Source organism: Amycolatopsis mongoliensis (assembly GCF_030285665.1).
GTDB classification, from domain to species: Bacteria; Actinomycetota; Actinomycetes; order Mycobacteriales; family Pseudonocardiaceae; genus Amycolatopsis; species Amycolatopsis mongoliensis.
This window is the reverse complement of the sequence record NZ_CP127295.1, coordinates 881,976-905,335: the sequence shown is the minus strand read 5'-3', so window position 1 is coordinate 905,335 and position 23,360 is coordinate 881,976. Positions and strand designations below refer to the sequence as shown.

The 23,360-nt window shown below is 70.2% G+C and carries 21 protein-coding genes and 2 pseudogenes; 15 read left to right on the top strand and 8 right to left on the bottom strand.

Annotated features, from left to right (window positions below):
• Window positions 1-49: 49 nt before the first annotated feature.
• The 3 genes from QRX60_RS04125 to QRX60_RS04115 all read left to right on the top strand — a co-directional run bounded on the left by QRX60_RS04125 (window position 50) and on the right by QRX60_RS04115 (window position 2,019).
• The gene (locus tag QRX60_RS04125; RefSeq protein WP_285999463.1) at window positions 50-601 is read left to right on the top strand and encodes a hypothetical protein; all 552 of its coding nucleotides are present in this window, start codon (window positions 50-52) and stop codon (window positions 599-601) included.
• 101 nt (window positions 602-702) lie between these two features.
• Complete coding sequence (locus tag QRX60_RS04120; protein WP_285999462.1) at window positions 703-1,362, top strand: glycoside hydrolase family 11 protein; 660 nt, start codon at window positions 703-705, stop codon at window positions 1,360-1,362.
• 3 nt (window positions 1,363-1,365) lie between these two features.
• Entirely contained in the window at window positions 1,366-2,019 is a 654-nt protein-coding gene (locus tag QRX60_RS04115) for a polysaccharide deacetylase family protein (RefSeq protein ID WP_285999461.1), read from the top strand.
• Between the two features lie 46 nt (window positions 2,020-2,065).
• On the opposite strand, the gene QRX60_RS04110 is transcribed toward QRX60_RS04115, so the two are convergent.
• Entirely contained in the window at window positions 2,066-2,746 is a 681-nt protein-coding gene (locus QRX60_RS04110; RefSeq protein ID WP_285999460.1) for a hypothetical protein, read from the bottom strand.
• Window positions 2,747-2,790: 44 nt separating this feature from the next.
• On the opposite strand from QRX60_RS04110, the gene QRX60_RS04105 reads away from it, so the two are divergent.
• Window positions 2,791-3,456 (top strand): response regulator, encoded by a 666-nt coding sequence (locus QRX60_RS04105; protein WP_285999459.1) that lies wholly within the window; start codon window positions 2,791-2,793, stop codon window positions 3,454-3,456.
• A 35-nt stretch (window positions 3,457-3,491) separates the two neighbouring features.
• On the opposite strand, the gene QRX60_RS04100 is transcribed toward QRX60_RS04105, so the two are convergent.
• The gene (locus QRX60_RS04100) at window positions 3,492-3,677 is read right to left on the bottom strand and encodes a hypothetical protein (protein ID WP_285999458.1); all 186 of its coding nucleotides are present in this window, start codon (window positions 3,675-3,677) and stop codon (window positions 3,492-3,494) included.
• 298 nt (window positions 3,678-3,975) lie between these two features.
• Here QRX60_RS04100 and QRX60_RS04095 point away from each other — a divergent pair, with 298 nt between their 5' ends.
• The 3 genes from QRX60_RS04095 to QRX60_RS04085 are packed head-to-tail and all read left to right on the top strand — an operon-like array spanning window position 3,976 to window position 8,983.
• Window positions 3,976-4,893, top strand: a complete 918-nt coding sequence (locus tag QRX60_RS04095; RefSeq protein ID WP_285999457.1) for an ABC transporter ATP-binding protein — start codon at window positions 3,976-3,978, stop codon at window positions 4,891-4,893.
• Window positions 4,890-6,233 (top strand): ABC transporter permease, encoded by a 1,344-nt coding sequence (locus tag QRX60_RS04090; RefSeq protein WP_285999456.1) that lies wholly within the window; start codon window positions 4,890-4,892, stop codon window positions 6,231-6,233. The genes QRX60_RS04095 and QRX60_RS04090 overlap by 4 nt, the downstream gene beginning before the upstream one ends.
• A 5-nt stretch (window positions 6,234-6,238) precedes the next feature.
• Entirely contained in the window at window positions 6,239-8,983 is a 2,745-nt protein-coding gene (locus QRX60_RS04085) for an alkaline phosphatase family protein (protein WP_285999455.1), read from the top strand.
• Between the two features lie 61 nt (window positions 8,984-9,044).
• Here QRX60_RS04085 and QRX60_RS04080 read toward each other — a convergent pair whose 3' ends face one another.
• The 4 genes from QRX60_RS04080 to QRX60_RS04065 all read right to left on the bottom strand — a co-directional run bounded on the left by QRX60_RS04080 (window position 9,045) and on the right by QRX60_RS04065 (window position 13,708).
• Complete coding sequence (locus tag QRX60_RS04080) at window positions 9,045-9,257, bottom strand: DUF5988 family protein (RefSeq protein ID WP_285999454.1); 213 nt, start codon at window positions 9,255-9,257, stop codon at window positions 9,045-9,047.
• 118 nt (window positions 9,258-9,375) lie between these two features.
• A complete protein-coding gene (locus QRX60_RS04075; protein ID WP_285999453.1) occupies window positions 9,376-10,944 on the bottom strand; it encodes a helix-turn-helix domain-containing protein in 1,569 nt (522 codons plus the stop codon).
• Entirely contained in the window at window positions 10,944-12,329 is a 1,386-nt protein-coding gene (locus QRX60_RS04070; protein ID WP_285999452.1) for a carboxylesterase/lipase family protein, read from the bottom strand. Before QRX60_RS04070 ends, QRX60_RS04075 begins: the two co-directional genes overlap by 1 nt.
• Window positions 12,326-13,708, bottom strand: coding sequence for an FAD-binding oxidoreductase (locus tag QRX60_RS04065; protein WP_286003497.1), 1,383 nt, complete (start codon window positions 13,706-13,708; stop codon window positions 12,326-12,328). Before QRX60_RS04065 ends, QRX60_RS04070 begins: the two co-directional genes overlap by 4 nt.
• Window positions 13,709-14,046: 338 nt before the next feature.
• On the opposite strand from QRX60_RS04065, the gene QRX60_RS04060 reads away from it, so the two are divergent.
• The 3 genes and pseudogenes from QRX60_RS04060 (at window position 14,047) to QRX60_RS04050 (ending at window position 16,813) form a co-directional block, all read left to right on the top strand.
• Entirely contained in the window at window positions 14,047-14,376 is a 330-nt protein-coding gene (locus QRX60_RS04060) for an STAS domain-containing protein (protein WP_285999451.1), read from the top strand.
• A 319-nt stretch (window positions 14,377-14,695) separates the two neighbouring features.
• A pseudogene (locus QRX60_RS04055) lies at window positions 14,696-15,572 on the top strand (IS5 family transposase).
• 92 nt (window positions 15,573-15,664) lie between these two features.
• A complete protein-coding gene (locus QRX60_RS04050; RefSeq protein WP_285999450.1) occupies window positions 15,665-16,813 on the top strand; it encodes an HNH endonuclease signature motif containing protein in 1,149 nt (382 codons plus the stop codon).
• 105 nt (window positions 16,814-16,918) lie between these two features.
• Here QRX60_RS04050 and QRX60_RS04045 read toward each other — a convergent pair whose 3' ends face one another.
• The gene (locus QRX60_RS04045; protein WP_285995162.1) at window positions 16,919-17,674 is read right to left on the bottom strand and encodes a class I SAM-dependent methyltransferase; all 756 of its coding nucleotides are present in this window, start codon (window positions 17,672-17,674) and stop codon (window positions 16,919-16,921) included.
• Between the two features lie 227 nt (window positions 17,675-17,901).
• On the opposite strand from QRX60_RS04045, the pseudogene QRX60_RS04040 reads away from it, so the two are divergent.
• Window positions 17,902-18,090, top strand: a pseudogene (locus tag QRX60_RS04040) (HNH endonuclease); the annotation flags it as partial.
• A 935-nt stretch (window positions 18,091-19,025) separates the two neighbouring features.
• Window positions 19,026-20,231: an IS110 family RNA-guided transposase gene (locus QRX60_RS04035; protein WP_286003496.1), complete on the top strand. Its 1,206-nt coding sequence runs from the start codon at window positions 19,026-19,028 to the stop codon at window positions 20,229-20,231.
• A gap of 44 nt (window positions 20,232-20,275) precedes the next feature.
• On the opposite strand, the gene QRX60_RS04030 is transcribed toward QRX60_RS04035, so the two are convergent.
• A complete protein-coding gene (locus QRX60_RS04030; protein ID WP_285999449.1) occupies window positions 20,276-20,677 on the bottom strand; it encodes an ATP-binding protein in 402 nt (133 codons plus the stop codon).
• Window positions 20,678-20,859: 182 nt separating this feature from the next.
• Here QRX60_RS04030 and QRX60_RS04025 point away from each other — a divergent pair, with 182 nt between their 5' ends.
• The 3 genes from QRX60_RS04025 to QRX60_RS04015 are packed head-to-tail and all read left to right on the top strand — an operon-like array spanning window position 20,860 to window position 23,358.
• Window positions 20,860-21,621 carry a thioesterase II family protein gene (locus QRX60_RS04025; RefSeq protein ID WP_286003495.1) on the top strand — a complete coding sequence of 254 codons (762 nt, stop codon included), beginning with the start codon at window positions 20,860-20,862 and terminating at the stop codon, window positions 21,619-21,621.
• The gene (locus QRX60_RS04020) at window positions 21,614-23,179 is read left to right on the top strand and encodes an acyl-CoA carboxylase subunit beta (protein ID WP_408630203.1); all 1,566 of its coding nucleotides are present in this window, start codon (window positions 21,614-21,616) and stop codon (window positions 23,177-23,179) included. The genes QRX60_RS04025 and QRX60_RS04020 overlap by 8 nt, the downstream gene beginning before the upstream one ends.
• A complete protein-coding gene (locus QRX60_RS04015; RefSeq protein ID WP_285999448.1) occupies window positions 23,179-23,358 on the top strand; it encodes an acyl-CoA carboxylase epsilon subunit in 180 nt (59 codons plus the stop codon). The genes QRX60_RS04020 and QRX60_RS04015 overlap by 1 nt, the downstream gene beginning before the upstream one ends.
• The last annotated feature ends 2 nt before the right edge of the window (window positions 23,359-23,360 follow it).

Sequence of the window (23,360 nt, the reverse complement as noted above, 5' to 3'; positions counted from 1 at the left end):
CGACTGGCAAGGCAGCCTCGGACTGAACACCTCCCACTGCACGATTGTCGTGGTCGACGTCGAAGGCTTCGGGCGCTACAGCCGGACCAACCCCAACAAGATCAGGATCCGCCGGGGAATGTACCGCTCACTCGAGCGCGCCTTCATCGAGGCTGGTATCCCGTGGGCCGCCTGTCGGCACGAAGACCTCGGCGACGGCGTTCTCGTCCTCGTCCCCGCCCACATCTCGAAGGCCCTCTTCGCCGACCTGCTCGTCCCCGCCCTCGCCGATGAGCTTGCCGCCCACAACAAGGTTCACCGGCCACCCGAACAGATCCGGCTCCGGCTCGCCCTGCACGCCGGGGAAGTGTCCTACGACGACCACGGTGCTATCGGTTCGTCCATTCTTCATGCCCACCGATTGGTCGATGCCGTCGAGTTGAAGCACGCGTTGAGGGAAACCGATGCCGTGCTCGCCGTCGCCGCGTCGGACTGGATCTTCGACGAGGTCGTTCGGCACAGTGAACGGTGCTTCGCCCACACCTACCGCCCCGTCGGTACCGCCGGCGGGAAAGCCTGGATCCGGCTGATCGCCGCCCCGCGACGTCGTCGAGCGAGCTAAGGGAAACCCTGCCGTACTCCCGAAACTTTCCGAAAGTCATTGTCCCGTCACCCATTGCGATCACATGCTGTCCCCATCGCCAGCCTCGACGAGGAGGAAGCATGCTCACCAAGAATCGCTTCAGGGTGTTCGCCGGTGGGGCCGCCCTTGCGCTCATCGCCACCCTGCTGCCCGGGGTCGCCCGGGCCGACACCGTCATCACCACCAGCCAGACCGGGAACAACGGCGGCTACTACTACTCCTTCTGGACCGACGGCGGTGGCTCCGTCCAGATGACGCTCGGCTCCGGCGGGAACTACCGGATGAACTGGAGCAACGTCGGGAACTTCGTCGGGGGCAAGGGGTGGAGCAACGGCAGCCGGCGGACGGTGAACTACTCCGGCAGCTTCAACCCCTCCGGCAACGGCTACCTCGCCCTCTACGGCTGGACCTCGAACCCGCTCGTCGAGTACTACATCGTCGACAACTGGGGCACCTACCGGCCGACCGGGACCTACAAGGGCACCGTCACCAGTGACGGCGGCACCTACGACATCTACCAGACCACGCGGTACAACGCGCCGTCCGTCGAAGGGACCAAGACCTTCAACCAGTACTGGTCCGTGCGGCAGCAGAAGAAGACCGGTGGCACCATCACCACCGGCAACCACTTCGACGCGTGGGCGCGCTACGGCATGCGGCTCGGCAGCTTCAACTACTACATGATCCTCGCCACCGAGGGCTACCAGAGCAGCGGCAACTCGAACATCTCGGTGGGCTGACCGATGCGGACGTGGATCCTCGCCGCCGCTCTCGCGGTGACCAGCGCTGTCAGCCCGGTTCCCGCGCAGGCGGCCGCCTGTAACGGTTACGTCGGCCTCACCTTCGATGACGGGCCCTCGAACGCGCACACCCCTGCCCTGCTGAACGCGTTGCGGCAGAACGGCTTGCGCGCCACGATGTTCAACGAGGGCCAGTTCGCCGCCGCTTATCCGGCCCAGGTGCGGGCCGAGGTGAGCGCGGGCATGTGGGTCGGCAACCACAGCTACACCCACCCGCACCTCACCCAGCAGAGCCAGTCCCAGATGGACTCGGAGATCTCCCGGACGCAACAGGCGATTTCGGCGGCCGGTGGCGGCACGCCGAAACTGTTCCGGCCGCCGTACGGCGAAACGAACGGGACGCTGCAGGCCGTCGAAGCGAAGTACGGTCTCCGGCAGATCATCTGGGACGTCGATTCGCAGGACTGGAACAACGCGAGCGTGGACGCGATCGTCGCGGCCAACGCCCGGCTCGGCAACGGCCAGGTCATCCTGATGCACGAATGGCCGGCCAACACCCTGTCCGCGATCCCGCGGATCGCGCAGACCCTGGCGAGCCGCGGGCTGTGCGCGGGGATGATCTCGCCTCAGACGGGCCGGGCGGTGGCCCCGGGCTGAGGCCTGCCGGTGGCGCGGCGGCCCCGAACCCGCCGCGCCACCTTCGTCAGTTCACGTGCCACTCCACCTGCGCCGCGTCCGTCCCGCGCGGCCGGACCTCCGCGCAGACCTCGTGGTCCACGAGGAGCCCGGTGCTCCGGCAGAACCGGGAGCCCCGGCTGATCTCGCTCGGCGGCGCGGGCGTGAAGTTCTTCTCCGCGAGGTATTCACGCAGCACCTCGGGGGCGCCGTCGCCGGTGGCCTCCAGGACACCCCAGCAGTTGTGGGAGCCGCACTCGAAGTCCCGGGTGATCCGCAGCTGCGCGGGCCCGGGTGCGACCCCTTCGCCGGCCGGAGGGGACTCGTACGCGGCGAAGAGGGCGCCGCCGGTGACGACGAACCCGGCGACGACCAGCAGGAACAGCCGGAGGAACCCGCGCCGGGCCCCGATCGCGCAGACCACCGCCGCGAGCGTCGTGTGCAGCCAGTAGACCTCGATCGGCGCGGGTACCCACCGCCCGGCGAAGTCCAGTGCGCCCGGCAGGACGAACCACGCCAGCAGCGCCAGCAGCACCATTCCGACGATCAGCCCGGTCCGGCGCGAGGGCGCCAGCGAGCACCAGACCAGGATCGGGACCAGGCCGAACAGCCCGGCGAACGGGCTCGTCGAGAAGCAGGCCACGACCACTGCCGCCACCACGAGAGCGACGCGCCACCAGTGGGTCCTGAAACTCTCGGGGATCGGCACCCGGCCATTCTGCCGAACACCCGGAATGCGGCAGACTGCCGATCATGACGATCGCGGTGATGGTGGTGGACGACCAGCAGGTCGTGCGCGAAGGCCTGGTCGCGCTGCTGGGACTGCTCGACGACGTCGAGGTGGCCGGCTCGGCGGCGAACGGCGCCGAGGCGCTCGCACTGGCCGGGCGGCTCGACCCCCTCGACGTCGTGCTGATGGACCTCAACATGCCCGTCATGAGCGGCGCCGAGGCCACCGGACACCTCACGCGGGAGCACCCGGACGTCGCCGTCCTGGTCCTCACGACCTACTCGGACGACGCGTCGATCGCCGGTGCGCTCGCCGCCGGTGCCCGTGGCTACCTGACGAAGGACGCGGGGCGGCACGAGATCGGCGCCGCGCTGCGGGCCGTCGTCGCCGGCCAGCTGACCTTCGGGGCGGACGTCTCGCGGCAGGTCGCCGGCGCGCTGTCCGGGGCGGTGAAACCCGCGCCGCGCAAGGAAAGCCTGCCGGACGGGCTCACCGCGCGCGAGGCCGAGGTGCTCGGGCTGATCGCCGCCGGGCTGAGCAACGGCGAGATCGCGGCCGAGCTGGTCATCGGCGAGACGACGGTCAAAACGCACATCAACAACGCGTTCGCCAAGATCGGGGTGGGCAACCGCGTCGAGGCGCTGCGCTACGCCGAGCGGCACGGGCTCGCGCGGGAACCGAAGCGGTGACCGCGGCGCTGCCCCCTCGGCAGCGCCGTGCCCCGTCAGCCCCGCTTCCGGCGCTTCTCCAGCTGCTCGCGCACCATCGGCTCCACGATCCGCTTCGCCTGGTCGTACCGGCCCGCCTTCTTCAGCGCGACCGCGATGATCCCGACCACGATCACCAGCAGCAGGATCCCGCCGCCGATGATGGCGAACCGGAGCAGCATGAACTGGACGACTTCACCCATGGCTTGTTCCCTCCCTTGTTCCGACCGGGGGAACGCTAGGGCGCGACCGGGGTGGAGCAGGACCTCCGCCGGGTGGAGATCCGGGTGGAGATCCCGTCGAGTCCGGTGTGGACGGACGGCGGCAAGGCAAGCTGCTGGTTAACCCGGCGTAAGGCTCCGCCTTAACTCAGACATTTCACCACCCCGGCGATCGCCGTCCGGCTGCCGTTCGGCCCGCGTTCACCTCGCTTGCCCGCCGCCGTAATTTGCGGTGCCTAAGTTTCTGGCGCAAGCCGCGGAAACGAAGGTGAAGGGACCGATGGACGCACCTCTGGCAGTGCGAGCGCGCGGGATCACCAAGTGCTTCGGCGACGTCGTCGCCCTCGACGGCATCGACTTCGACGTGGCGCCGGGGCAGATCCACGGCCTGGTCGGCCCCAACGGCGCGGGCAAGACGACGCTGCTCGGCTTGCTGCTCAGCCTGGCCGTCGCCGACGAGGGCAGCCTCGAGATCCTGGGCGCACCGGTCGGGAAGACCCTCGGCGGGGTCGCCGGGTTCGTCGACGGCCCTGGGCTCTACCCCTCGCTCACCGCCCGGCAGAACCTCGCCGCGCTCGCCGCCCTCCGCGGCGGTGACCGGCGGACCGCGAAGATCGACGACGTCCTCGGCGAGGTCGGGCTCACCGACGTCGCCGACGACCGCGTGCGCGGCTTCTCCCTCGGCATGCGCCAGCGCCTCGGTCTGGCCGCGGCCCTGCTCGCCGAACCCCGGCTCCTGGTACTCGACGAGCCGGCCAACGGCCTCGACCCGGCCGGCAAGAAGCACGTCCACGGCGTCCTCGGCCGGCTGGCCGCCGAGGGCACGACCGTCGTGCTCTCCAGCCACCGGATGGACGACCTCGAAGCGCTCTGCTCCGAAGTCACGATCCTCGCCACCGGCCGCGTCGTCTTCACCGGCCCGCTCGGCAAGCTCTCCGCCGAGAACGGCGAACTCGACTACCGCCTGCGCACTTCCGACCCCGGCAAAGCCCGCGCTCTGGTCGCCGGCGCGCCCGGGATCCGCCTCGCCGACCCCGACGCCGACGTCTTCGTGGTGCGCGCGCTGACCTCCGCGCTCGACGAACTGGTGCTGCGGCTGGCGAAGGAGGGCATCGCGGTGCGCGAACTCGCGCCCGTCGTGTCCCCGCTCGAAGCCGCTTTCCTCGCCCTCACCGAACAGCCGGAGGCCGGCCGATGACCGCGACCGTCACCGAAGCGGCGCGGCCCGTCCCTGTCGCCCGCGGCTACCGCTTCGAGCTCGTCAAGCGGTTCTCCGCCTGGCGGATCCGCCTGCTGGTACTGGCCTGCTGGCTCGCTCCCGCGGTGTTCGTCGCCGTGGTGAGCACGCAGAGTTCGCTGCCCGTCGACACGCTCTTCGGCCGGTGGATGAACGCCACCGGCTGGGCGGGACCGCTGGTGATGCTCGGTTTCGCGGGCACGTACGCGCTTCCGCTGCTGACGTCGGTCGTCGCCGGGGACATCTTCGCGTCCGAAGACCGGCTCGGCACCTGGCGCCACCTGCTGGTCGCGGTCCGGTCGCCCCGCCGGATCTTCGTCGCGAAAGCGCTTGCCAGCCTGACCGTGATCCTCGTGCTCGTGGCCGGGATGGCCGTTTCCAGCGCGGTGGGCGGGATTCTCGCCGCCGGGAGCCGGCCGCTGGTCGGCCTCGACGGCCACTCGCTGGCCCCGGGCGACGCCGCCGGGCAGGTCCTGCTCGCGTGGGTCTGCGTGCTCGCCCCGACGCTGGCCCTCGGCGCGATCGGGCTGCTCGGGTCGGTCCTCTGGGGCCGGTCGCCGATGGGGCTGCTGCTGCCCGCCGTCGTCGCGCTCGTGCTGGCGCTGGCCCAGCTGCTGCCGCTGCCGGTCGCCGTCCGGCTCGCCTTGCCCAGCTACGCCTTCATCGCGTGGAACGGCCTGTTCACCGCACCCGCCCAGCTCGGGCCGCTGCTGATCGCGGTCGGCGTCAGCCTCGCGTGGGCCGTCGTCGCGACCGCGCTGGCCTACCTGCTCTTCGTGCGTCGCGACTTCACCAACCCCGCCCACGACGGCGGAGGGCGTCGCGCGCTCACCCTCGGCGTGCTGCCGCTGGTCGCGCTGCTCGCCGTCACGGCGGGGATCGTCGCGGTGGCCACGCCGGCCACCGGGTCCGGGATCGACCTGGACAAGGTCCAGCGGTCGGTCGCCACCGCCTTCGCCCACCTCTACCGGCTGCAGGCCGGGCAGCTCAACCGGCCCGACGTCACCGAGGAGCAGCTGGCCGCCACGGCGGCGTGCACCAAGGGCGACGGCCTGGTCGAGCCGGAGGGCCCCGGCAACGACTGGCGGTGCGTCGTCTCCTGGCACCTGCCGGACGTCGCGGCGACGGGCTCGGCGATCTACCAGCTGGACATCACCTCGGACGGGCGGTACGTCGCCGACGGCGACGGACCGAAGGAAGTGAACGGCTACTTCCAGGTGCGGACCCCGGTAGGGGACCAACCCAACCCGCTCTGGCAGTTCGACGGGAACGTCGAGCTGCTCACCACCACGAAGGGATGACCTCGATGCAGGTAACACGCCGCAGACGGCGTGCCGGGAAGAGCCGGAGCGGCGGCCATCGGCTGCGCTACGCCACGGCCGGTTCCGCCACGCTCGTGCTCGTCGCCACGGGCACCGGCGTCGGCGTCGCGTCGACGCAGCAGTTCGGCGAGGAGCACGTCGGCCAGGTCACGGAGAACGGCCAGGTCGTCTCCGCCGACCAGTACATCAAGCCGATCGGCGACCGCCTGGTCGTGAACAACGGCAAGATCATGGCGTCCTCGGTCAGCCCGGACGGCTCGCACCTGGCCGCGTTGACCACCGACGGCGGGATCGCGCTCACCGTCGTCGACCTGAAGAACTGGAAGGTGCAGCAGCTCGTCGGCAACTCCGCGACGGCGAACCTGCGCATCGCCGGCAACGACGTCGGCCAGGAAGGCCCGACGTACTCGCCGGACGGGAAGTCGTTGTGGCTGGCCCAGACCGACGGCTACACGAAGTTCACGGTGAACCCCGACGGCACCGTGGCCGCGCCGGTCTCGGTCAAGATCCCGGCGGACGGCGCCAAGCACGCGCTGGTCGCGCAGGCGGTGTTCTCACCCGACGGGTCCACTGTGTACTCGGCGGTCAACGGCCAGAACCGCGTCGTCGCCCTCGACGCGGCGACCGGCGCGATCAAGCAGAGCTGGGCCGTCGGCAACGCGCCGCGTGACCTGGTCCGCGTCGGCAACAAACTGTACGTCGGCAACGAAGGCGGCCACCCGGCCAAGCCCGGCGAGCCGACGCTGAACTCGTACAACACCCAGGTGCCGGCCAGCCAGTTCACCGGCGCCACCACCAGCGGTACGGTCAGCGTCATCGACTTGGCCAACGCCGCCGCCGCGCCGAAGAGCATCGACGTCGGCCTGCACCCGACTGCCGTGTACTTCGCCAAGGGCGCGCTGTTCGTCACGAACACCGCGAGCAACACCGTCTCGGTCATCGACACCGGCCGCGACCAGGTGGTGCAGACCATCGCGACCCAGCCGTGGCCGCAGGCCTCGGTCGGGTACGAGCCGGACGGCGTCACGCTGACCGACGACGGGCACCTGCTGGTGACGCTCGGCCGCGCGAACGCGGTCGCCGTCTACCGCTTCCAGCGGGCGCAGGAGCCGGTGAGCTACGTCGGCCTGCTGCCGACCGACTACTTCCCGACCGCGATCACCACGGTCGGCAAGGACGTCGTCGTCTCCAACACCCGCGGCATCGACGCCCTCCGCCCGACCACGGCGGCCGGGCACGGCACGCACGACACGACGTCGAGCGTGCAGAAGTTCCGGCTGCCGGACGACCGCGCGATCCGCGGGTACACCGCGCAGGTCTTCAAGCAGAACGGCTGGACGGACAACTCGGTCCAGCTCGCCACCGACAACGGCCACCGCAGCCCCGTGCCGGTGCCCGCACGGCTCGGCGACCCGTCGACGATCAAGCACGTCTTCCTCCTGGTCAAGGAAAACCGGACTTACGACCAGGTCCTCGGCGACGACCCGCGCGGCAACGGCGACCCGTCGGTCACGCAGTTCGGCGAGAACGTGACGCCGAACCAGCACGCGCTGGCCCGGCAGTTCGGGTTGTACGACAACACCTACGACATCGGCACGAACTCCGCCGAAGGCCACAACTGGCTGATGCAGGCCGACAACCCGGAGTACACCGAGTCGTCGGCGGGGGAGTACCTGCGCAGCTACGACACCGAGGACGACGCCCTCGGCCACCAGAGCTCCGGGTTCCTCTGGACCGGCGCGCAGGCGGCCGGGAAGTCGGTGCGGGACTTCGGCGAGTTCCAGCAGTTCCTGACCAAGCCCGCCGGGGCGAGCTGGCAGAACCTGTACTGCGACGCCAAGAACATGGCCGCCACCGGTGAACCGAGCGCCTACCCGCTGGTGTCGTCCTCGCCGATCCCGTCGCTGAACGACGTTTCGGTGCCGGCGTTCCCGAAGTTCGACACCGCGGTGCCGGACCAGTACCGCTACCAGATCTGGAAGGACGACTTCGAGAAGAACGGGCCGGCGAACCTGAACATGTTCTGGCTGTCGAGCGACCACACCGGCGGCCCGCCGAACGCGGCCGCCCAGGTCGCCGACAACGACCTCGCCGTCGGCAAGATCGTCGACGAGATCTCGCACAGCCAGTACTGGAAGGACTCGGCGATCTTCGTCGTCGAGGACGACTCCCAGGCCGGGCTCGACCACGTCGACGGCCACCGGGCCCCGGTGCAGATCATCAGCCCGTACGCCCAGCACGGCGTCGTCGACAGCCACTACTACTCGCAGATCACGATGATCCGGACGATCGAGCAGATCCTCGGGGTCAAGCCGATGAACCAGAAGGACAGCGCGGCGACGCCGATGAGTGCGGCCTTCACCAAGAAGCCGGACTTCACGCCGTTCACCGCGTTGCCCAACCGCACGTCGCTGACGGGCGGGCTGGCGACCCAGCCGTCCTGCGGCCCCGACACCCCGGCCCCGCCGGACCCGGCGGCGGCGCCGGTGCCGTCGTCGGCGGTGCCCGCGGACAAGAAGCAGGTCGCGGCGCAGTGGCAGGAGTGGACGACGCACCAGCGGCTGACCGGTCCGAACGCCGTCGCGGACTACGCCAACCCCGCGCAGATGAACCACTTCACGTGGTACCAGACGCACGGCTGGCAGCTGCCCTACCCCGGTGAGGACCAGGTGTACGCCCCGGAGCAGGTCCCGGGGGCCTACCTCCCGTCCGCGGAGTCGGACGGCTGAAAGATGTCGTGAGTGTTTAGGGCGGTTCTAACCGCCCTAAACACTCACGACGGGCTGTGGGTTACTCGGCGAGTCTGGTGCGGCCGCACCAGGCGAACACCGGGACCTGGTCGCCGCCGCTGGTCGTCGTGAACTCGCCCGCGTGGGAGAAGTGCTCGTAGCCGGCGCCGAAGCTGACCTTCGCGACTTCGCCGAGGCCACCGACCGTCCATTCCCGGTGCCGTTCGACCAGTTCCGCCGGACCGCCGGAAAGCGTTACCTTGATATTCGTCATGAGTCATCTCCGTGGGTTCATCTGCGCGGAGGAAAGAAATGTGTTGTTCGTCTCTCGACGATCCCTGACGTGCGCTCGCTGTGTCAATCGGCGGGAACAGGGGTTGACGGCAGGGGTGTCACGTGAGGTCGGCGGCCAGGCGGTGGATGCGCAGGGCCAGGTGGACGTCGAGCGCCCGGTCGCCGTCTTGCCAGCCTTCGCCCAGCAACGCCGTGATGCGGTCCAGGCGCTGGTAGAGCGTGTTCGGGTGGATCGTCAGCTCCTCGGCCGCCGGGGTCTTGCGGCGGCCGTTGCGCAGGAAGACCTCCGCCGTGTGGACCAGGTCCGTGCCGCGCTCCTCGTCGTGGGCCAGCAGCGGGGCCAACGTGCGGGCGATGAACGTCCCCGCCTCCTCGCGCCCGGCCTGGCTCAGCAGGTAGCGGTACGGACCCAGGTCGGCCGGTGAAGCCGTGGAACCCCCGCTTCCCAACGCATTCAAGACCCGGACACACGCGACCGCGTCGTCGTAAGCGTCGGCCAGCGCGGCCGGCCCGGTCGCCGGTCCCGCCAGGCCGGTCGTGCCCAGTGACCACGAGCGGACCGTCGCCTCGTCGGCACGGACCAGGGCGACCAAGTGACCATCCACAGTGGACGAAGGCGTCGCGAGGTTCCGCAGCCGCGGGTCCTCGCTCACCACGACCAGGTGCGGGCGCCGCAGATCACGGGCGTACGCCGGAATCTCGCGGACGCGCCGGGTCACCAGGTGCTCCACCAGCTCCTCGGCCGTCCGGCGTTCGGCGCGCTCGACCGACGCGACCAGCGCGACGGTCGTCGCCGAACGCTCCAGCAACCGGACGTCCGCCTCGGCGAGCGGTGCGTCGGGAACCACTTGCAACGCACCGAAATACGCGTTCGCCGACGCGACCGGCACGGTCACCACCCGCTCCGCCACCCGGGTCCGTCGCGCGTCCGGTGCGGCGAACAACGCCGACGGTTTGCCTTCGAGCCGCGCGTCCACGAGCGAGCCGGCGCGGGCGGCCGCGCGGACCTCGTCGTGCTGGTCGGCGACCAGCACCAGGCCGCCGACCAGCTCCGACAGCGGCACGACGACGTCTTCGGCCGCGCCGCCGTGCAGCGCCACCGCGCCGAGCCGGTCGTGCAGCCGGACGGCCCGCTCCAGCCGGTCGTTCGCCTCCGCCAGCGCGGTGACCAGCTTCGCGTTCTCGATGGCGATCGCGGCGAACGAACCGAGCGACGTCAGCAGCGACGACTCCGCAGCGGTGAACCGGCGCACGGCCCGCTGCGCCACCATCAGCACCCCGGCCACCTTGCCGCGCAACCGCAGGGGCACGCCGAGAATCGTGCGCAGGCCCTCGGCTTCGGCGACGCGGTCGACCTCGCCCAAGTGGGTCAGGGCGGCGTCGCCGAGGTAGTCGGCGCTCTGCACCGGCTCGCCCGTGCCGGCCACCTGCCCGGCCAGCCCGCTGTGCGGCGGCAGCACGACGCCACGGAGCCGCGGGCCGAGCGAGCCGTCGGTGACCCGGATGACGAGCGAACCGTCCGGTTCGGCCAGCGCGAGGTAGGCGACGTCGACGCCGAGCAGCCGCCGCGCCTGGTCGACCACCTCCTGCACCAGCGCGCCGAGGTCGTGGACCGCCGACAGGCGCAGGACGAGGTCGTACAGCTCGCGCAGGCCGTGGGCGTCCATCAGCCCAGGTGCGTCGTCTCGGTCGCGGCCCAGCCGGGGTCGCCGGTGGCGGCGAACCGCGTCCATGCGGCGTTGACCTCGCGGGCCAGCTCGGCCGGCGGCCGGTCGCCGACGATGGCGGCGGACACGGCCAGGGAGTCGAACACGAACGGCAGCTCCATGCCGTGGCACGCGCCGAGCTTCGGGGCCCGCCACTCGAACTCGTACCGGAACGAGCGGCCCTGGTGGCTCTCGACGAGTTCCTTGACGCCGTCGCGGAAGACGAGGTCGGTCATGGCCTCGACGAACACCTCGCCCGCCTTCCGGTCCTCGCCCAGGCCGTACCCGCGAAGGACGCCCGCCGCGTCCGGGTGCGACGCCGACAGCATGGCCACGGCCTGCTCGTCGGTGAGCACGTCGAGCAGGCCGGTCGGGCCGAAGTACAGCAGCATCTCCTCGCGGCAGGTGCCGGCGATGAGGTCGACGTCGGCGCCCGCACCGGCGCGGATCGCCTCGCCGGGGTGCCGGGGCAGGACGTCGTCGCCGACCATGGGGAGGAACGGGCTGAGGCCGTAGCTGCGGTCCAGGCCGTCTTCGCCGCGCAGGTCTGGGCCGCCGCCGGGTTCGAGGACGGCGTCCTGCGCGTCGAGCAGCTGCTCGGTCGACAGCTTCCGGAACGCCTCGGCGGCGGGTTCGACGCCGAGGCCGTCGGCGGTCACCCGGGCGAGCCGCTCGAGTTCCGCGCGCCCGCGCACCATGTTCGCGTGTCCACTTTGGACGATCGCGCGGCGGAAGAGGCCGGTCGACAGCGGCGACCCGAGCAGGCACGCGACGCTGATCGCGCCCGCCGATTCGCCGAAGAGCGTCACGTTGCCGGGGTCGCCGCCGAACGCCGTGATGTTCTCCTGGACCCAGCGCAGCGCGGCGAGCTGGTCGCGCAGGCCGAGGTTGGTCTCGCCGCCGTCCAAGGGGACGAAGCCGTCGACGCCGAGCCGGTACTGCACGGTCACCAGCACCGCGCCGCCGCGGGTGAACGCGGTGCCGTCGTAGACCGGAGCCGAGCCGGTGCCGCCGATGAAGGCGCCGCCGTGCACGAACACCAGCACCGGCAGGCTTTCCGCGCCCGGGTCCGGGGTCCAGACGTCGACCGTCAGGTATTCGGCTCCGGTCCGCCAGCCGTCGCCGACCACCGCGGACAGGTCGAGGCCGGGGATCGTCCGGTGCCGTTGCGGCGCGGTGGGTCCGGCCTCGCGGGCGTCGCGCACGCCGTCCCACGGCGGGGCCGGGACCGGCGCGGCGAACCGCAGCTCGCCTTCGGGCGCGGCGGCGTAGGGGACGCCGCGGAACCGGACGCCGGTGGCGATCGGTTCGCCGCGGACGTCGCCGGAGGTGGTGCGGACGATCATGCGGGTGTCCCTTCGGGGAAGACCTTGCCGGGGTTGAGGATGTGGTGCGGGTCGAGGGCGTGCTTGACCGCGCGGTGCATGGCGAGGACGCCGTCGCCGAGCTCGCGCGCGAGGCCGGGTTGCTTGAGCAGGCCGACGCCGTGTTCGCCGGTGACGGTGCCGCCGAGGTCGAGGGCGTCGGAGATGATGTCCTCGAAGGCGGCCTGGGCGTTCTTCCGGGCGGACTCGTCGCCGGCCGGGGTGACCAGCAGCGGGTGCAGGTTGCCGTCGCCGATGTGCGCGACGTTGGCGATGTGGACGCCGTGACGCCGTCCCGCCGCGTCGATGCGGGCGAGCATCTCGGGCACGGCCTGCGTCGGGACGCAGACGTCTTCGGTGAGCAGCGGCCCGAGCCGTTCCAGGGCGGGGTAGGCGAGGCGGCGGGCGGCGAACAGCGCGTCGGCCTCGGCCTGGTCGGTCGACTGGGCGGCCCAGGTCGCCCCGGCCTGCTCGAAGCAGTCCAGGATCTCCGCGGCTTCGTGCTCGCCGAGGGCGCCGGGGGAGTCGGTGCGGGCGAGCAGAACGACGTTCGCGTCGGCGCTCAGGCCCATGTTCTTCCACTGGTCGACCGCGGCGAGGCAATGCCGGTCGACCAGCTCCAGCGCCGACGGCAGCACGCCCCGGGCCGCGACCGCCGCGGCGGCCTGCCCGGCGGCGACGGTGGTGTCGAAGTAGCCGGCGACCGTGCGCTCGGCGGCGCGGGCGGGCCGCAGGCGGACGGTGATTTCGGTGATCACGCCGAGCGTGCCTTCCGACCCGACCATCAGCCCGGTCAGGTCGTAGCCGGCGACGCCCTTCGCGGTGCGGCGCCCGAGCCGGACGAGCTCGCCGGTGCCGGTGACGACCTGCAGGCCGAGGACGTAGTCGCGGGTGACGCCGTACTTGACGCAGCAGACGCCGCCGGCGTTGGTGGCGACGTTGCCGCCGATCGTCGACCACGGCGAGCTGGCCGGGTCGGGCGGGTACCAGAGCCCGCGGCCGGCGCAGGCGGCCCGCAGGTCGCCGTTGACCACGCCGGGCTCGACGACGGCGTACCGCTCCCGCTCGTCGATCTCCTTGATCGCGGTGAGCCGGTCGGTGACGAGCACGACGCAGCCGTCGACGGCGTTCGCCCCGCCGGAGAGGCCGGTGCCGGCCCCGCGTGTGACGAGCGGGGTGCGGTGCTCCAGGCAGGCCCTGACCACGGCCTGCACCTCTTCGGCGGTGTGTGGCCGGACGACCACGGCAGGTAGCGCGTAGGGCGCCCACTCGGCTTCGTCGTGGGCGAAGCTCCCCACGACGTCGGGGTCACGGACCAGCCGGTCCGCCGGCAGCCCGGCGGCCAGGTCGTCGATCAGCATCCGCGGGAACCTCCTCGTCACCGGTGCCCACGCTAGGGCGGCCGCGCCGGTCTGGCCATGGGGAGAGTCCACACTTGACGTGCCCGGGGGTGTGCTCATCGCACAGTGCCGACGGTGCCCGCTTCGGTCGTTCCGCAATCGACACTGCAACGCTTACGCATCGGTTGTAGGGTGGGTGAGGTAGCGGTTCAGCCTGCAGCCGTTGTGCCTCGATCCGGCAGCCCCCTCCCGGGCTGCCGTGGGGCCGGACCCTCGTCCGGCTTCCCAGTGCTTTGCCGAGGAGGCCTCCAGCGATGCTCATCCCTGCCCCGCGAATCCGCCCGCCCGCAACCTTCGAAGTGACGACGACAGCCGAAGCGAGCGTGGTCACCGCGGCCGGCGACCTCGACCTCGCCGTCACCGCCCAGCTCGCCACCCTGCTGCGCCGCGAAGTCCGGCTGGCCCCACCGGCGCTGGTGTTCGACGCGTCGGCGGTGACGTTCTGCAGCGCCCGCGTCCTGACGATCCTGCTGGAGACCGCGGCGGACAGCGTGCCGTTCGCGGTCGCCGGCCGGTGCCGTCCCCTGCTGCGGCCGATCACAGCGCTGGGCTTGGATCTTTTGCTGCCGGTGCACTGGAATGCCGCGGAGGCGGTGGCTTGGTTGAAGCTGGCGCGGCAGTTGACCTAGGGGCGCGTGTCTGATGGTTGACGGGTGGTCTACCGCGGCTCGTCGTGAGTGAGGAACAGGGTTCTAACCCTGTTCCTCACTCACGACTCGCGCCCACGGCAGGTGACGGGGCCGGGTCAATCGTCGTGAGACGGCCCGTCTGTCAAGGAATTTGCCACGCCCGGCACTAGGGCCTGTATCGAAGTCGTCTCGAGCTGGTTGAGCTGGAGTTGGTGCTGTTCAGCGTGTTGGTGACCAGGAATGGGTGAGGTCTCCGGTAGTTGGTTCGTCGACCAAGAAGAACCTGAACACCACCGGAGACCTCGTGGACACCTTAGCGGTGACGAGGCGGTTCGACCTGACCGACGAGCAGCGGGCAGCCCTGGAGCCGTTGCTGCCCGCGCCGCCGCGACCGGGCCGGCCGTCGTCGTGGAGCAGACGGCAGCTGATCGACGGGATCCGGTGGCGGGTGCGCACCGGTGCGCCGTGGCGGGACATGCCCGGGGCATATGGGTCCTGGGCAGCGGTGTACGGGTTGGTCCGCGTTGGCAACGCGCTGGTGTCTGGCAGCGGATTTTGACCGCGTTGCAGGCTCTGGCCGAAGTTGAAGGGCGGATCATGTGGGATGTCAGTGTGGATTCCACGATTGCGCGGGCGCATCAGCATGTGGCGGGGGCGCGGAAAAGGGGGATCTGCAGGCCGAGCCGCCAGGCGGGATCACTGCCGAGCCGGAAGATCACGCGTTGGGCCGGTCGCGGGGCGGGTTGACCACGAAGCTGCATCTGGGGTGTGAGCAGGGGCAGAAGCCGTTGTCGATCGTGCTGACCGCGGGCCAGCGTGGTGACAGCCCGCAGTTCATCCCGGTTCTGGCCGGGATTCGGGTGCCCCGTTCGGGCGGTGGCCGGCCGCGGACGCGTCCTGATCGGGTGCTGGCGGACAAGGCCTACACCTCGAAAGCCAACCGGGCTCACCTGCGCGGTCGGGGGATCAAGGCGACCATCCCGAGCAAGGCGGATCAGGACGCGCACCGCAAGGCCAAGGGGTCCAAGGGCGGTCGGCCACCGGCCTTCGACCCCGAGATCTACAAACAGCGCCACGCGGTGGAATGCGGCATCAACCGGCTCAAACGCCACCGTGGGGTGGCTACCCGATACGACAAGCTCGGCGTCCGTTACGAAGCCACCGTCCACATCGCCGCCATCAACGAATGCCTCTGATCGACTTCGATACAGGCACTAGGTCGTGCGGCTTGGTGATGATCACCTTTTCGTGTGATGAACGTGCGTTCGAGTGTCGGTAATCTTGGTGTGTGGACAGTGATGCGGTGTGGCGAGCGGATGCGGTGGCCTTGGCCGACCGTATCTCCGCGCTGCTCACTGTTGTTCGGTCTGCCGAGGCTGAGATCGGTGCCCTGCTTGGGGAAATCGAGTCGCGGGGTGTCATGGAGTTGTTCGGGTATCGGTCGGTTGGCCGGTTGTTCGAGCATCTCGCCGATGTTCCGAAGGCTGCTGCCGAGACCGTGGTGAAACGGGCCCGGGCTCTGAACTCCGGCCGGCTTTTGGACGGTAGCCCTGTCCCCGCGGTTGCTCCCGCCACCGGTACTGCTGCTTCGGGTGGGCGGTTGAGCACCCCGATGATCGACTCCATTGTCGGTGTCCTGCAGCAGGTTCCTCACGAGCATCGTGATCGCGTCGAGCAGGATCTGCTGTCCTTCGCCGAAGACGCCGGGCACAAGCAGGTCGCGGCGCTGGGTGCGCGGATCGTGGCGCACCTCGATCCCGATGGCGCCGAACCCGATGCCGCCGAACCGGCCACGCCCAGCCGTGAACTCTCCTTGCGCCGCAAAAGAACTGGGGTCTGGGAACTGACCGGTCGTTTCGATGACGAGACCGGCGCCCGCGCCAGTGCCCTGCTGGATTCCCTGGCCGAACGCCGCAGAGCCGACGACGGCCCCGACTTCCGTTCCCCGCAGGAACGTTACGGCGACGCGTTCTCCGACGCGATCGACCTCGCCCTGAATTCCCCGGACCTGCCGATGCAGGCGGGCGAACGAGCCCACGTCATGGTCGCAGTCTCCCTGGAAGACTTGAAGTCCGGTGTCGGCCAGGCGACCCTCGGCGACCTTGGCACGATTTCCGCGGCCGAAGCCCGGATCCATGCCTGCGACTGCCAGATCATCCCCGCGGTGCTGGGTGGCAAGGGTGAACCCCTCGACCTCGGTCGTCTCCGGCGGTTGGTCTCACCCGGCCTCCGCCGCGCGTTGTACCTGCGCGACCGCGGCTGTGCCTTCCCGGGTTGTCATCGGCCGCCTCGGCATTGCCAGGGCCACCACATCCGGCATTGGGCTGATGGCGGGCCGACTGTCGTTTGCCACCGTCGTGGGACCACCACGTTGCCAGTCAGTGGACCACCGACTGCAGGTGATCCACTGAGAGAACAGGTTCCAGATCTGCGTTAGCCAGGTCACGGCGACGGCAACCCAAACGTCCGGAAATGCCAACGAGAGGACGCAAGCCTCCTGGTTGCAACCGCGCGGTCCGGCCACGGACTGAGAGCCCGTTGTCTATACCTTGCTCGCCACCACCATGTAGTTCTCGGCCTCAAGGTTGAACGTGCTCATTTCCGTCTGGAGTCCGACCCGGTGCAACTCGGCTTCGAGTTGGTCGTATCGGTAGGGCCAGCTCGAAAGCAGTTCCGAGCGGGCAAGAACCGACCCAGCCGGATCCACTTGCGCGATCGCAATCTCGATGTGGTGCTCGTCCTCCCAGTTCGGCGCAATGTCCCAGCGGTAGACCACGACGGCATCGCGACCGTTCCGGCGAACGAGTCGGTCACTGATGTCCAGTCGGGAACCTCTGGCCCTCACGAGTTCCCACGTGCGGGAGGTGAGCACCAAGCGCCCGCCACGGCGCAGAAGCCGTGACATCGACTCCAGAGCAGCAACCCTGCCTCGCGCGCCCTCGGCATGGTGCAGCGAGTTGCCAACGCAGAACACCATGTCGAAGGTGGCGTCATCGAAATGGTCAGGCAACTCTTCCCAGTCCGCCCGCACTGTCCGAACAGATGCCCCGAACTCCTCAGACAACTCCGCAGTCCGACGAACCATCGCTTCGCTGGCGTCAGTTGCGACAACGTGCATGCCAAGACCGGCGAGGCCAACCGCCAACTGTCCGGCCCCGCACGAACAATCGAGGACGTGAGCGTTCGACGGCAGAAGACTGAGGACATCATCGAACGACGCAGCGAACTCGGCCGGAGCCAGCTTCGCATCGGAGATGAGCCACTCGTATACCTCGGCAAGCACGTTATAGCTGCTCACACCTACTACCTCCGTCACGCAGCAGACTCACGGTGGCCATCAGTACATCAGCGGAGCAAGTCGGTCACCAATGGTTTTCGCAAGGGCAACGCGTCCGCGCATGCCGCATTTCGGTCGTACGGGAACGCAGCGTTCGCCAATCGTCAGCGCGGTAACCTGTTCCACTTCTGCGCTGCCGTCGGTGGCCCCACGACTGGCAACGTGGTGGTCCCATAACGCTGGCAGGCGACAGGCCGACCGAGTTGGGCAACCTGGTGCTGATGTGCGGCCACCATCACCGGTTGCTGCACCGCTCCGGCTGGCAAGTCCGCATCGCCGCCGACGGCCTCCCCGAGTTCCTGCCACCGGTGTTCCTGGACAAACGCCGAAAACCCAGGCGCAACAACCTCCACGAGCCGTTACCGTTCGCCGCCTGATCAACCGAAGAGGGGAAAGGCCCGCAGTCACCGGCTACGGGCCTACCCCCACGTCCTGGAAACCCCAAGCACCCCACCGAAGCAGCGACAACCGAGCCACTTTCAGCGGCATCCGCATACGACGATGACTGGCCTGGCAAGCGTCGCTACCGCACCTACACCCATGCCCCGGGAGGCCGCAGGCTTGGCCGCTGAACTCCGCCGAGGTAACCGCAGAGGGCATCCGCACCCCTCAACCACCGGCCGGGCAGCGCAGCCCCGGGCAGCCGTCGATACCGACTTGCACCCACGTCCCGGAAAGCTGCGGGGGCGGCAGCCGACCCACTCTCAACCACATCCGTACTCGACCAACCTCTGACCGGACAATGCCGTGTTCGATCGGCGGTTGCCGATTCGCCGGTCAACGTCATCCGTGCCCGGCAATGCCCGGCCGAGACGGGGCCGGACGGTTCACAGCCGACGCTACCGAACCCGCACCCACGCCCCGGAAGCCACAGAGCCGGCCGCTGAACTCCGCTCAGAGCATCCGTACCTCTCGACCACTGGCCGGACAAGTCAGCCGAGTGGCCCGCAACCACCTCCCTCCGGGGCGCGTGCAGCACTGCGCGTTCCGCTGAAGCACCGGCGCACTCAAACCCCACGGCACCGGCACCCAGCAGTCGCTGCCCCCGTACGACACACCCACGCCCAGACGCGCACTGCCCCGTTACCTTTTTCGTGGCTCCCGACCAGGGAGTTGTGGTCACCAGGCCCGGCATGACTAACGCCCCCAGTCGAACCCATGATCCGGGGGGTGGTGTCACCGGGTCTGGTGGCATCGAGGGACCGCTGATAGGGACACGGCCACCAGCGCTTGGTAGGTCTCGTCGTAACGTGGGTGCCGGCCATCGATGCCCAACCCGGTGACCACGACGCGACGAACGAACGGCTGGTGGATGAGCAGCAGTTTTGGGGTGTTCCTCGGCCTGGATGTCGGCAAGGAAGCCCATCACGCGGTCGGCCTGGACCCGGCGGGCAAGCGTCTGCATGACGGGCCGCTGCCCAACACCGAACCGAAACTGCGGGCGCTGTTCGACAAACTCTCCCACCACAGACCACTGCTGGTCGTAGTCGACCAACCCGCCACGATCGGAGCGCTGCCCGTCACGGTCGCCCGCGCAGCCGGGCATCAGGTCGCCTACCTGCCCGGACTGGCGATGCGCCGCATCGCCGACCTCTACCCCGGCCGGGCCAAGACCGACGCCCGGGACGCGTTCGTCATCGCCGACGCCGCCCGCTCGCTGCCGCACACGCTGCGGCCGGTCGACGTGGGCGACGAGGCGTTGGCCGAGCTGGAGGTGCTGGTCGGGTTCGATGACGACCTGGCCGGCGAGGCCACCCGCATTGCCAACCGGATCCGCGGTCTGCTCACCGGCATCCACCCCGCCCTCGAACGCGCCATCGGTCCGCGGAACAGCCATCCGGCGGTGCTGGAGATCCTCTCCCGCTGCGGCGGACCGGCCGGGATCGCCCAGGCCGGCCGACGCAAACTGACCGCGATCGCGAAGGTCCACGCGCCCCGCATGGGCGACAAGCTGGTCGAGGCGATCATGACGGCCCTCGGCGAGCAGACCGTCACGGTCCCGGGCACCGCAGCCGCCGACACAGTCCTGCCGCGGCTGGCGGATAGTCTCAAATCCGTTCTGCAGCAACGCAAAGCCGTCGCTGAGCAGGTTGAGGGGATATTTGATGCGCACCCTCTTGCCGGGGTCCTGACGTCGATGCCCGGCATCGGCGTCAGGACCGCAGCCCGCATCCTGCTCGAGGTCGGCGACGCCTCGAACTTCGCCAGCTCCGGGCACCTGGCCGCCTACTCCGGCATCGCTCCGGTCACCCGCAGCTCCGGCACCAGCATCAAGGGCGAGCACCCGGCCCGGACCGGCAACCGGAAGCTGAAACGGGCGTTCTTCCTGGCCGCGTTCGCGGCCTTGCACGATCCGACCAGCAGGGCCTACTACGACCGCAAACGAGCCGAGGGCAAGAAGCACAACGCCGCCCTGATCTGCCTGGCCCGCCGCCGCTGCGACGTCCTCTACGCCATGCTCCGCAACGGCACCCACTACCGCCACCCCGAACCAGCTCCCACTCCCGCCGCGGCTTGACAACCACATAGGGACACCCCCCAGAGCGAAGCCACCTACCCGACCTATTCCTCCACGCACTCCACTCGAGCCCAGACCAGCTTCCCCTCGTCGTGATGACTCACGCCCCAGGCACGGCAAAGCTGATCGACCAGCAGCAACCCCCGCCCACCGCCGTGGTCGGGGGCTCGCAGCTTCGGTTCCCCGCTGCCCACGTCGGCCACCGCCACCGTCACCTCGCACGGGTCGTGGGCCTGGTGGATCCGGAGCTCGCGGGGCCCGCCGCCGTGGACGTACGCGTTCTCCAGCAGCTCGCCGACGACGATCAGGGTGTCGATCAGGTCCGTCTCGCGCAGCGTGCCCAGCTTGGCCTCGACCCACTTGCGGGCGGCCGTCAGCCCCGGCCGGTCGATGCCCGCCACGTCCAGCACCTGCCAGCCGGTCTGGTCGGCTCCGTTCCAGCTCACGCGCACTGTGCGACTCCTCCTGCGCTTCCCCACGAGCGCGGTTTCTCCGGATACGGCATACCCGGCCTGGCCGCGTTTACCCGTGGCCCGCACCGTTAGGGGGCTTTAGGGGTCGTTGGCCCGCGCTCCCGCTGGCTAGCTTGGCCGGGAGGAGCCTCCGAGACGGAAGGGCGGTGGACGACATGGTCGCCCACGGGGACAACGCCGAGGAGAACTGGTTGCGCCGGTTCGCGGCTGCACCCGAGGCGAAGGCGCGGCTCGTCTGCCTGCCGCACGCCGGTGGCTCGGCCCCCTTCTACTTCCCGGTGGCCAAGGCACTCGCCCCGGACGTCGAGGTCCTCGCCGTCCAGTACCCGGGGCGGCAGGACCGGCGGCACGAGCCCTTCCTGACCAGCATCGACGCCATGGCCGACCGGGTCGGCGACCTGCTCCGGAAGAACACCGGCCGGCCGCTCGCACTGTTCGGGCACAGCATGGGCGCCATGGTCGCCTACGAGACCGCCCGCCGCCTCGAACGGGCCGGCGTGAAGATCGCCGCGCTGTTCGTCTCCGGGCGGCGCGCTCCCTCGCGGGTCCGTGACGAAAGCGTGCACACCCGGACCGACGACGGCGTCATCGCCGAGCTGCGGCGGCTGAGCGGCACCGAGGCGGACCTGCTCGGCGACGACGAGGTCGTCCGCATGATCTTGCCGGTGGTGCGCAACGACTACCGGGCGGTCGAGACCTACCGGTACACCCCGGGCGACCCCCTGGCCGCGCCGATCGTGGCCTTCACCGGCAGCGACGACCCGATGGCCACCGTCGACGAGGTCGCCTCCTGGGCGGACCACACGGCCGGCGGCTTCGAGCTGATCGAACTCTCCGGCGGGCACTTCTTCCTCACCCGCCACCAGGGCGTCATCCTGCGGCGGCTCGCCGACGAGCTGGGAGGCGTCCGTGTCTGAGGCACCGGCCGCGTTCGCCAACCGGCTCGACGAGCTGCGGGAGATCAAGGACGCCGCGCGCCGCGGACCCGACGACGCCGCCACGCAGCGTCAGCACGAGCGCGGCAAGCTGACCGCGCACGAGCGGATCGACCTGCTCCTCGACCCGGGCTCGTTCACCGAGCTCGAGGCCCTGCGCCGGCACCGGGCCACCGGGTTCGGCCTGGAGCAGCGCCGCCCGCACTCCGACGGCGTCGTCTGCGGCTGGGGCACCGTCGACGGCCGGACGGTGTTCGTCTACGCCCACGACTTCCGGATCTTCGGCGGCGCGCTCGGCGAGGCGCACGCGCAGAAGATCCACAAGGTGATGGACCTCGCCGAGGCCGCGGGCGCGCCGCTGGTGTCGCTCAACGACGGCGCCGGGGCCCGGATCCAGGAGGGCGTCACCGCGCTCGCCGGCTACGGCGGCATCTTCCGGCGCAACACCCGCTGCTCCGGGGTCATCCCGCAGATCTCCGTGATGCTCGGCCCGTGCGCGGGCGGCGCGGCGTACTCGCCCGCCTTGACCGACTTCGTGTTCATGGTCCGCGAGACCTCGCAGATGTTCATCACCGGACCCGACGTCGTGCAGGCGGTGACGGGCGAGGAGATCACGCAGAACGGCCTCGGCGGCGCCGACGTGCACGCCGAGACCTCCGGCGTCGCCGCGTTCGCCTACGACGACGAGGCGACCTGCCTGGCCGACGTCCGCTACCTGCTCTCCCTGCTTCCGGCCAACAACAACGAGGCCCCGCCACACGCGCCCGCCGCCGACCCGCCCGACCGCCGCACCGACCGCCTGCTCGACGTCGTCCCCACCGATCCGGCCCGCGCGTACGACATCTGCGACGTCATCGCGGAGATCGTCGACGACGGCGAGTTCCTGCAGGTGCACGCCGGCTGGGCGACCAACGTCGTGTGCGCGCTGGCCAGGCTGGACGGCCACGTCGTGGGCATCGTCGCGAACCAGCCCGCCGTCCTCGCCGGGGTGCTCGACATCGAAGCGAGCGAGAAGGCCGCGCGGTTCGTGCAGACCTGCGACGCGTTCAACGTCCCGCTCGTGACGCTGGTGGACGTCCCCGGCTTCCTGCCCGGGGTCGACCAGGAGCACGGCGGGATCATCCGGCACGGCGCGAAGCTGCTCTACGCCTACTGCAATGCCACCGTGCCGCGGGTGCAGCTGATCCTGCGCAAGGCCTACGGCGGTGCGTACATCGTGATGGACTCGCGGTCGATCGGCACCGACGTCTCGCTGGCGTGGCCGACGAACGAGATCGCCGTGATGGGCGCCGAGGGCGCCGCGAACGTCATCTTCCGCCGCGAGATCAAGGCGGCCGACGATCCCGAAGCCGTGCGCGCCTTGAAGATCAAGGAGTACCGCACCGAGCTGATGCACCCGTACTACGCGGCCGAGCGCGGCCTCGTGGACGACGTGATCGAGCCGGGCGAGACGCGCGCGCTGCTGATCCGCTCGCTCGCGATGCTCCGCACCAAGCACGCCGACATCCCGGCGCGCAAGCACGGGAACCCGCCGGTCTGATGGGCGACCCGGTGGTGCGGGTCCTGCGCGGCGCGCCCGACGAGACGGAGCTGGCGGCGCTGGTCGCGGTCCTGGCCGCGGTCGGCGCCCAGCCGCCCGACCCCGGACCACCGCCGGTCCCGCGCCCGCGCCGCCGGCCCCGTTTCCAGCCGGCCACGAGCTGGCGCACCCTCCGCTGAGC

Coding starts and splice junctions, on each gene's coding strand:
- QRX60_RS04090 (WP_285999456.1), top strand. CDS start 4,890: ATGACCGCGACCGTCACCGAAGCGGCGCGGCCCGTCCCTGTCGCCCGC.
- QRX60_RS04070 (WP_285999452.1), bottom strand. CDS start 12,329: ATGATCGTCCGCACCACCTCCGGCGACGTCCGCGGCGAACCGATCGCC.
- QRX60_RS04100 (WP_285999458.1), bottom strand. CDS start 3,677: ATGGGTGAAGTCGTCCAGTTCATGCTGCTCCGGTTCGCCATCATCGGC.
- QRX60_RS04025 (WP_286003495.1), top strand. CDS start 20,860: ATGGTCGCCCACGGGGACAACGCCGAGGAGAACTGGTTGCGCCGGTTC.
- QRX60_RS04035 (WP_286003496.1), top strand. CDS start 19,026: ATGAGCAGCAGTTTTGGGGTGTTCCTCGGCCTGGATGTCGGCAAGGAA.
- QRX60_RS04075 (WP_285999453.1), bottom strand. CDS start 10,944: ATGGACGCCCACGGCCTGCGCGAGCTGTACGACCTCGTCCTGCGCCTG.
- QRX60_RS04120 (WP_285999462.1), top strand. CDS start 703: ATGCTCACCAAGAATCGCTTCAGGGTGTTCGCCGGTGGGGCCGCCCTT.
- QRX60_RS04065 (WP_286003497.1), bottom strand. CDS start 13,708: ATGCTGATCGACGACCTGGCCGCCGGGCTGCCGGCGGACCGGCTGGTC.
- QRX60_RS04015 (WP_285999448.1), top strand. CDS start 23,179: ATGGGCGACCCGGTGGTGCGGGTCCTGCGCGGCGCGCCCGACGAGACG.
- QRX60_RS04105 (WP_285999459.1), top strand. CDS start 2,791: ATGACGATCGCGGTGATGGTGGTGGACGACCAGCAGGTCGTGCGCGAA.
- QRX60_RS04095 (WP_285999457.1), top strand. CDS start 3,976: ATGGACGCACCTCTGGCAGTGCGAGCGCGCGGGATCACCAAGTGCTTC.
- QRX60_RS04080 (WP_285999454.1), bottom strand. CDS start 9,257: ATGACGAATATCAAGGTAACGCTTTCCGGCGGTCCGGCGGAACTGGTC.
- QRX60_RS04085 (WP_285999455.1), top strand. CDS start 6,239: ATGCAGGTAACACGCCGCAGACGGCGTGCCGGGAAGAGCCGGAGCGGC.
- QRX60_RS04115 (WP_285999461.1), top strand. CDS start 1,366: ATGCGGACGTGGATCCTCGCCGCCGCTCTCGCGGTGACCAGCGCTGTC.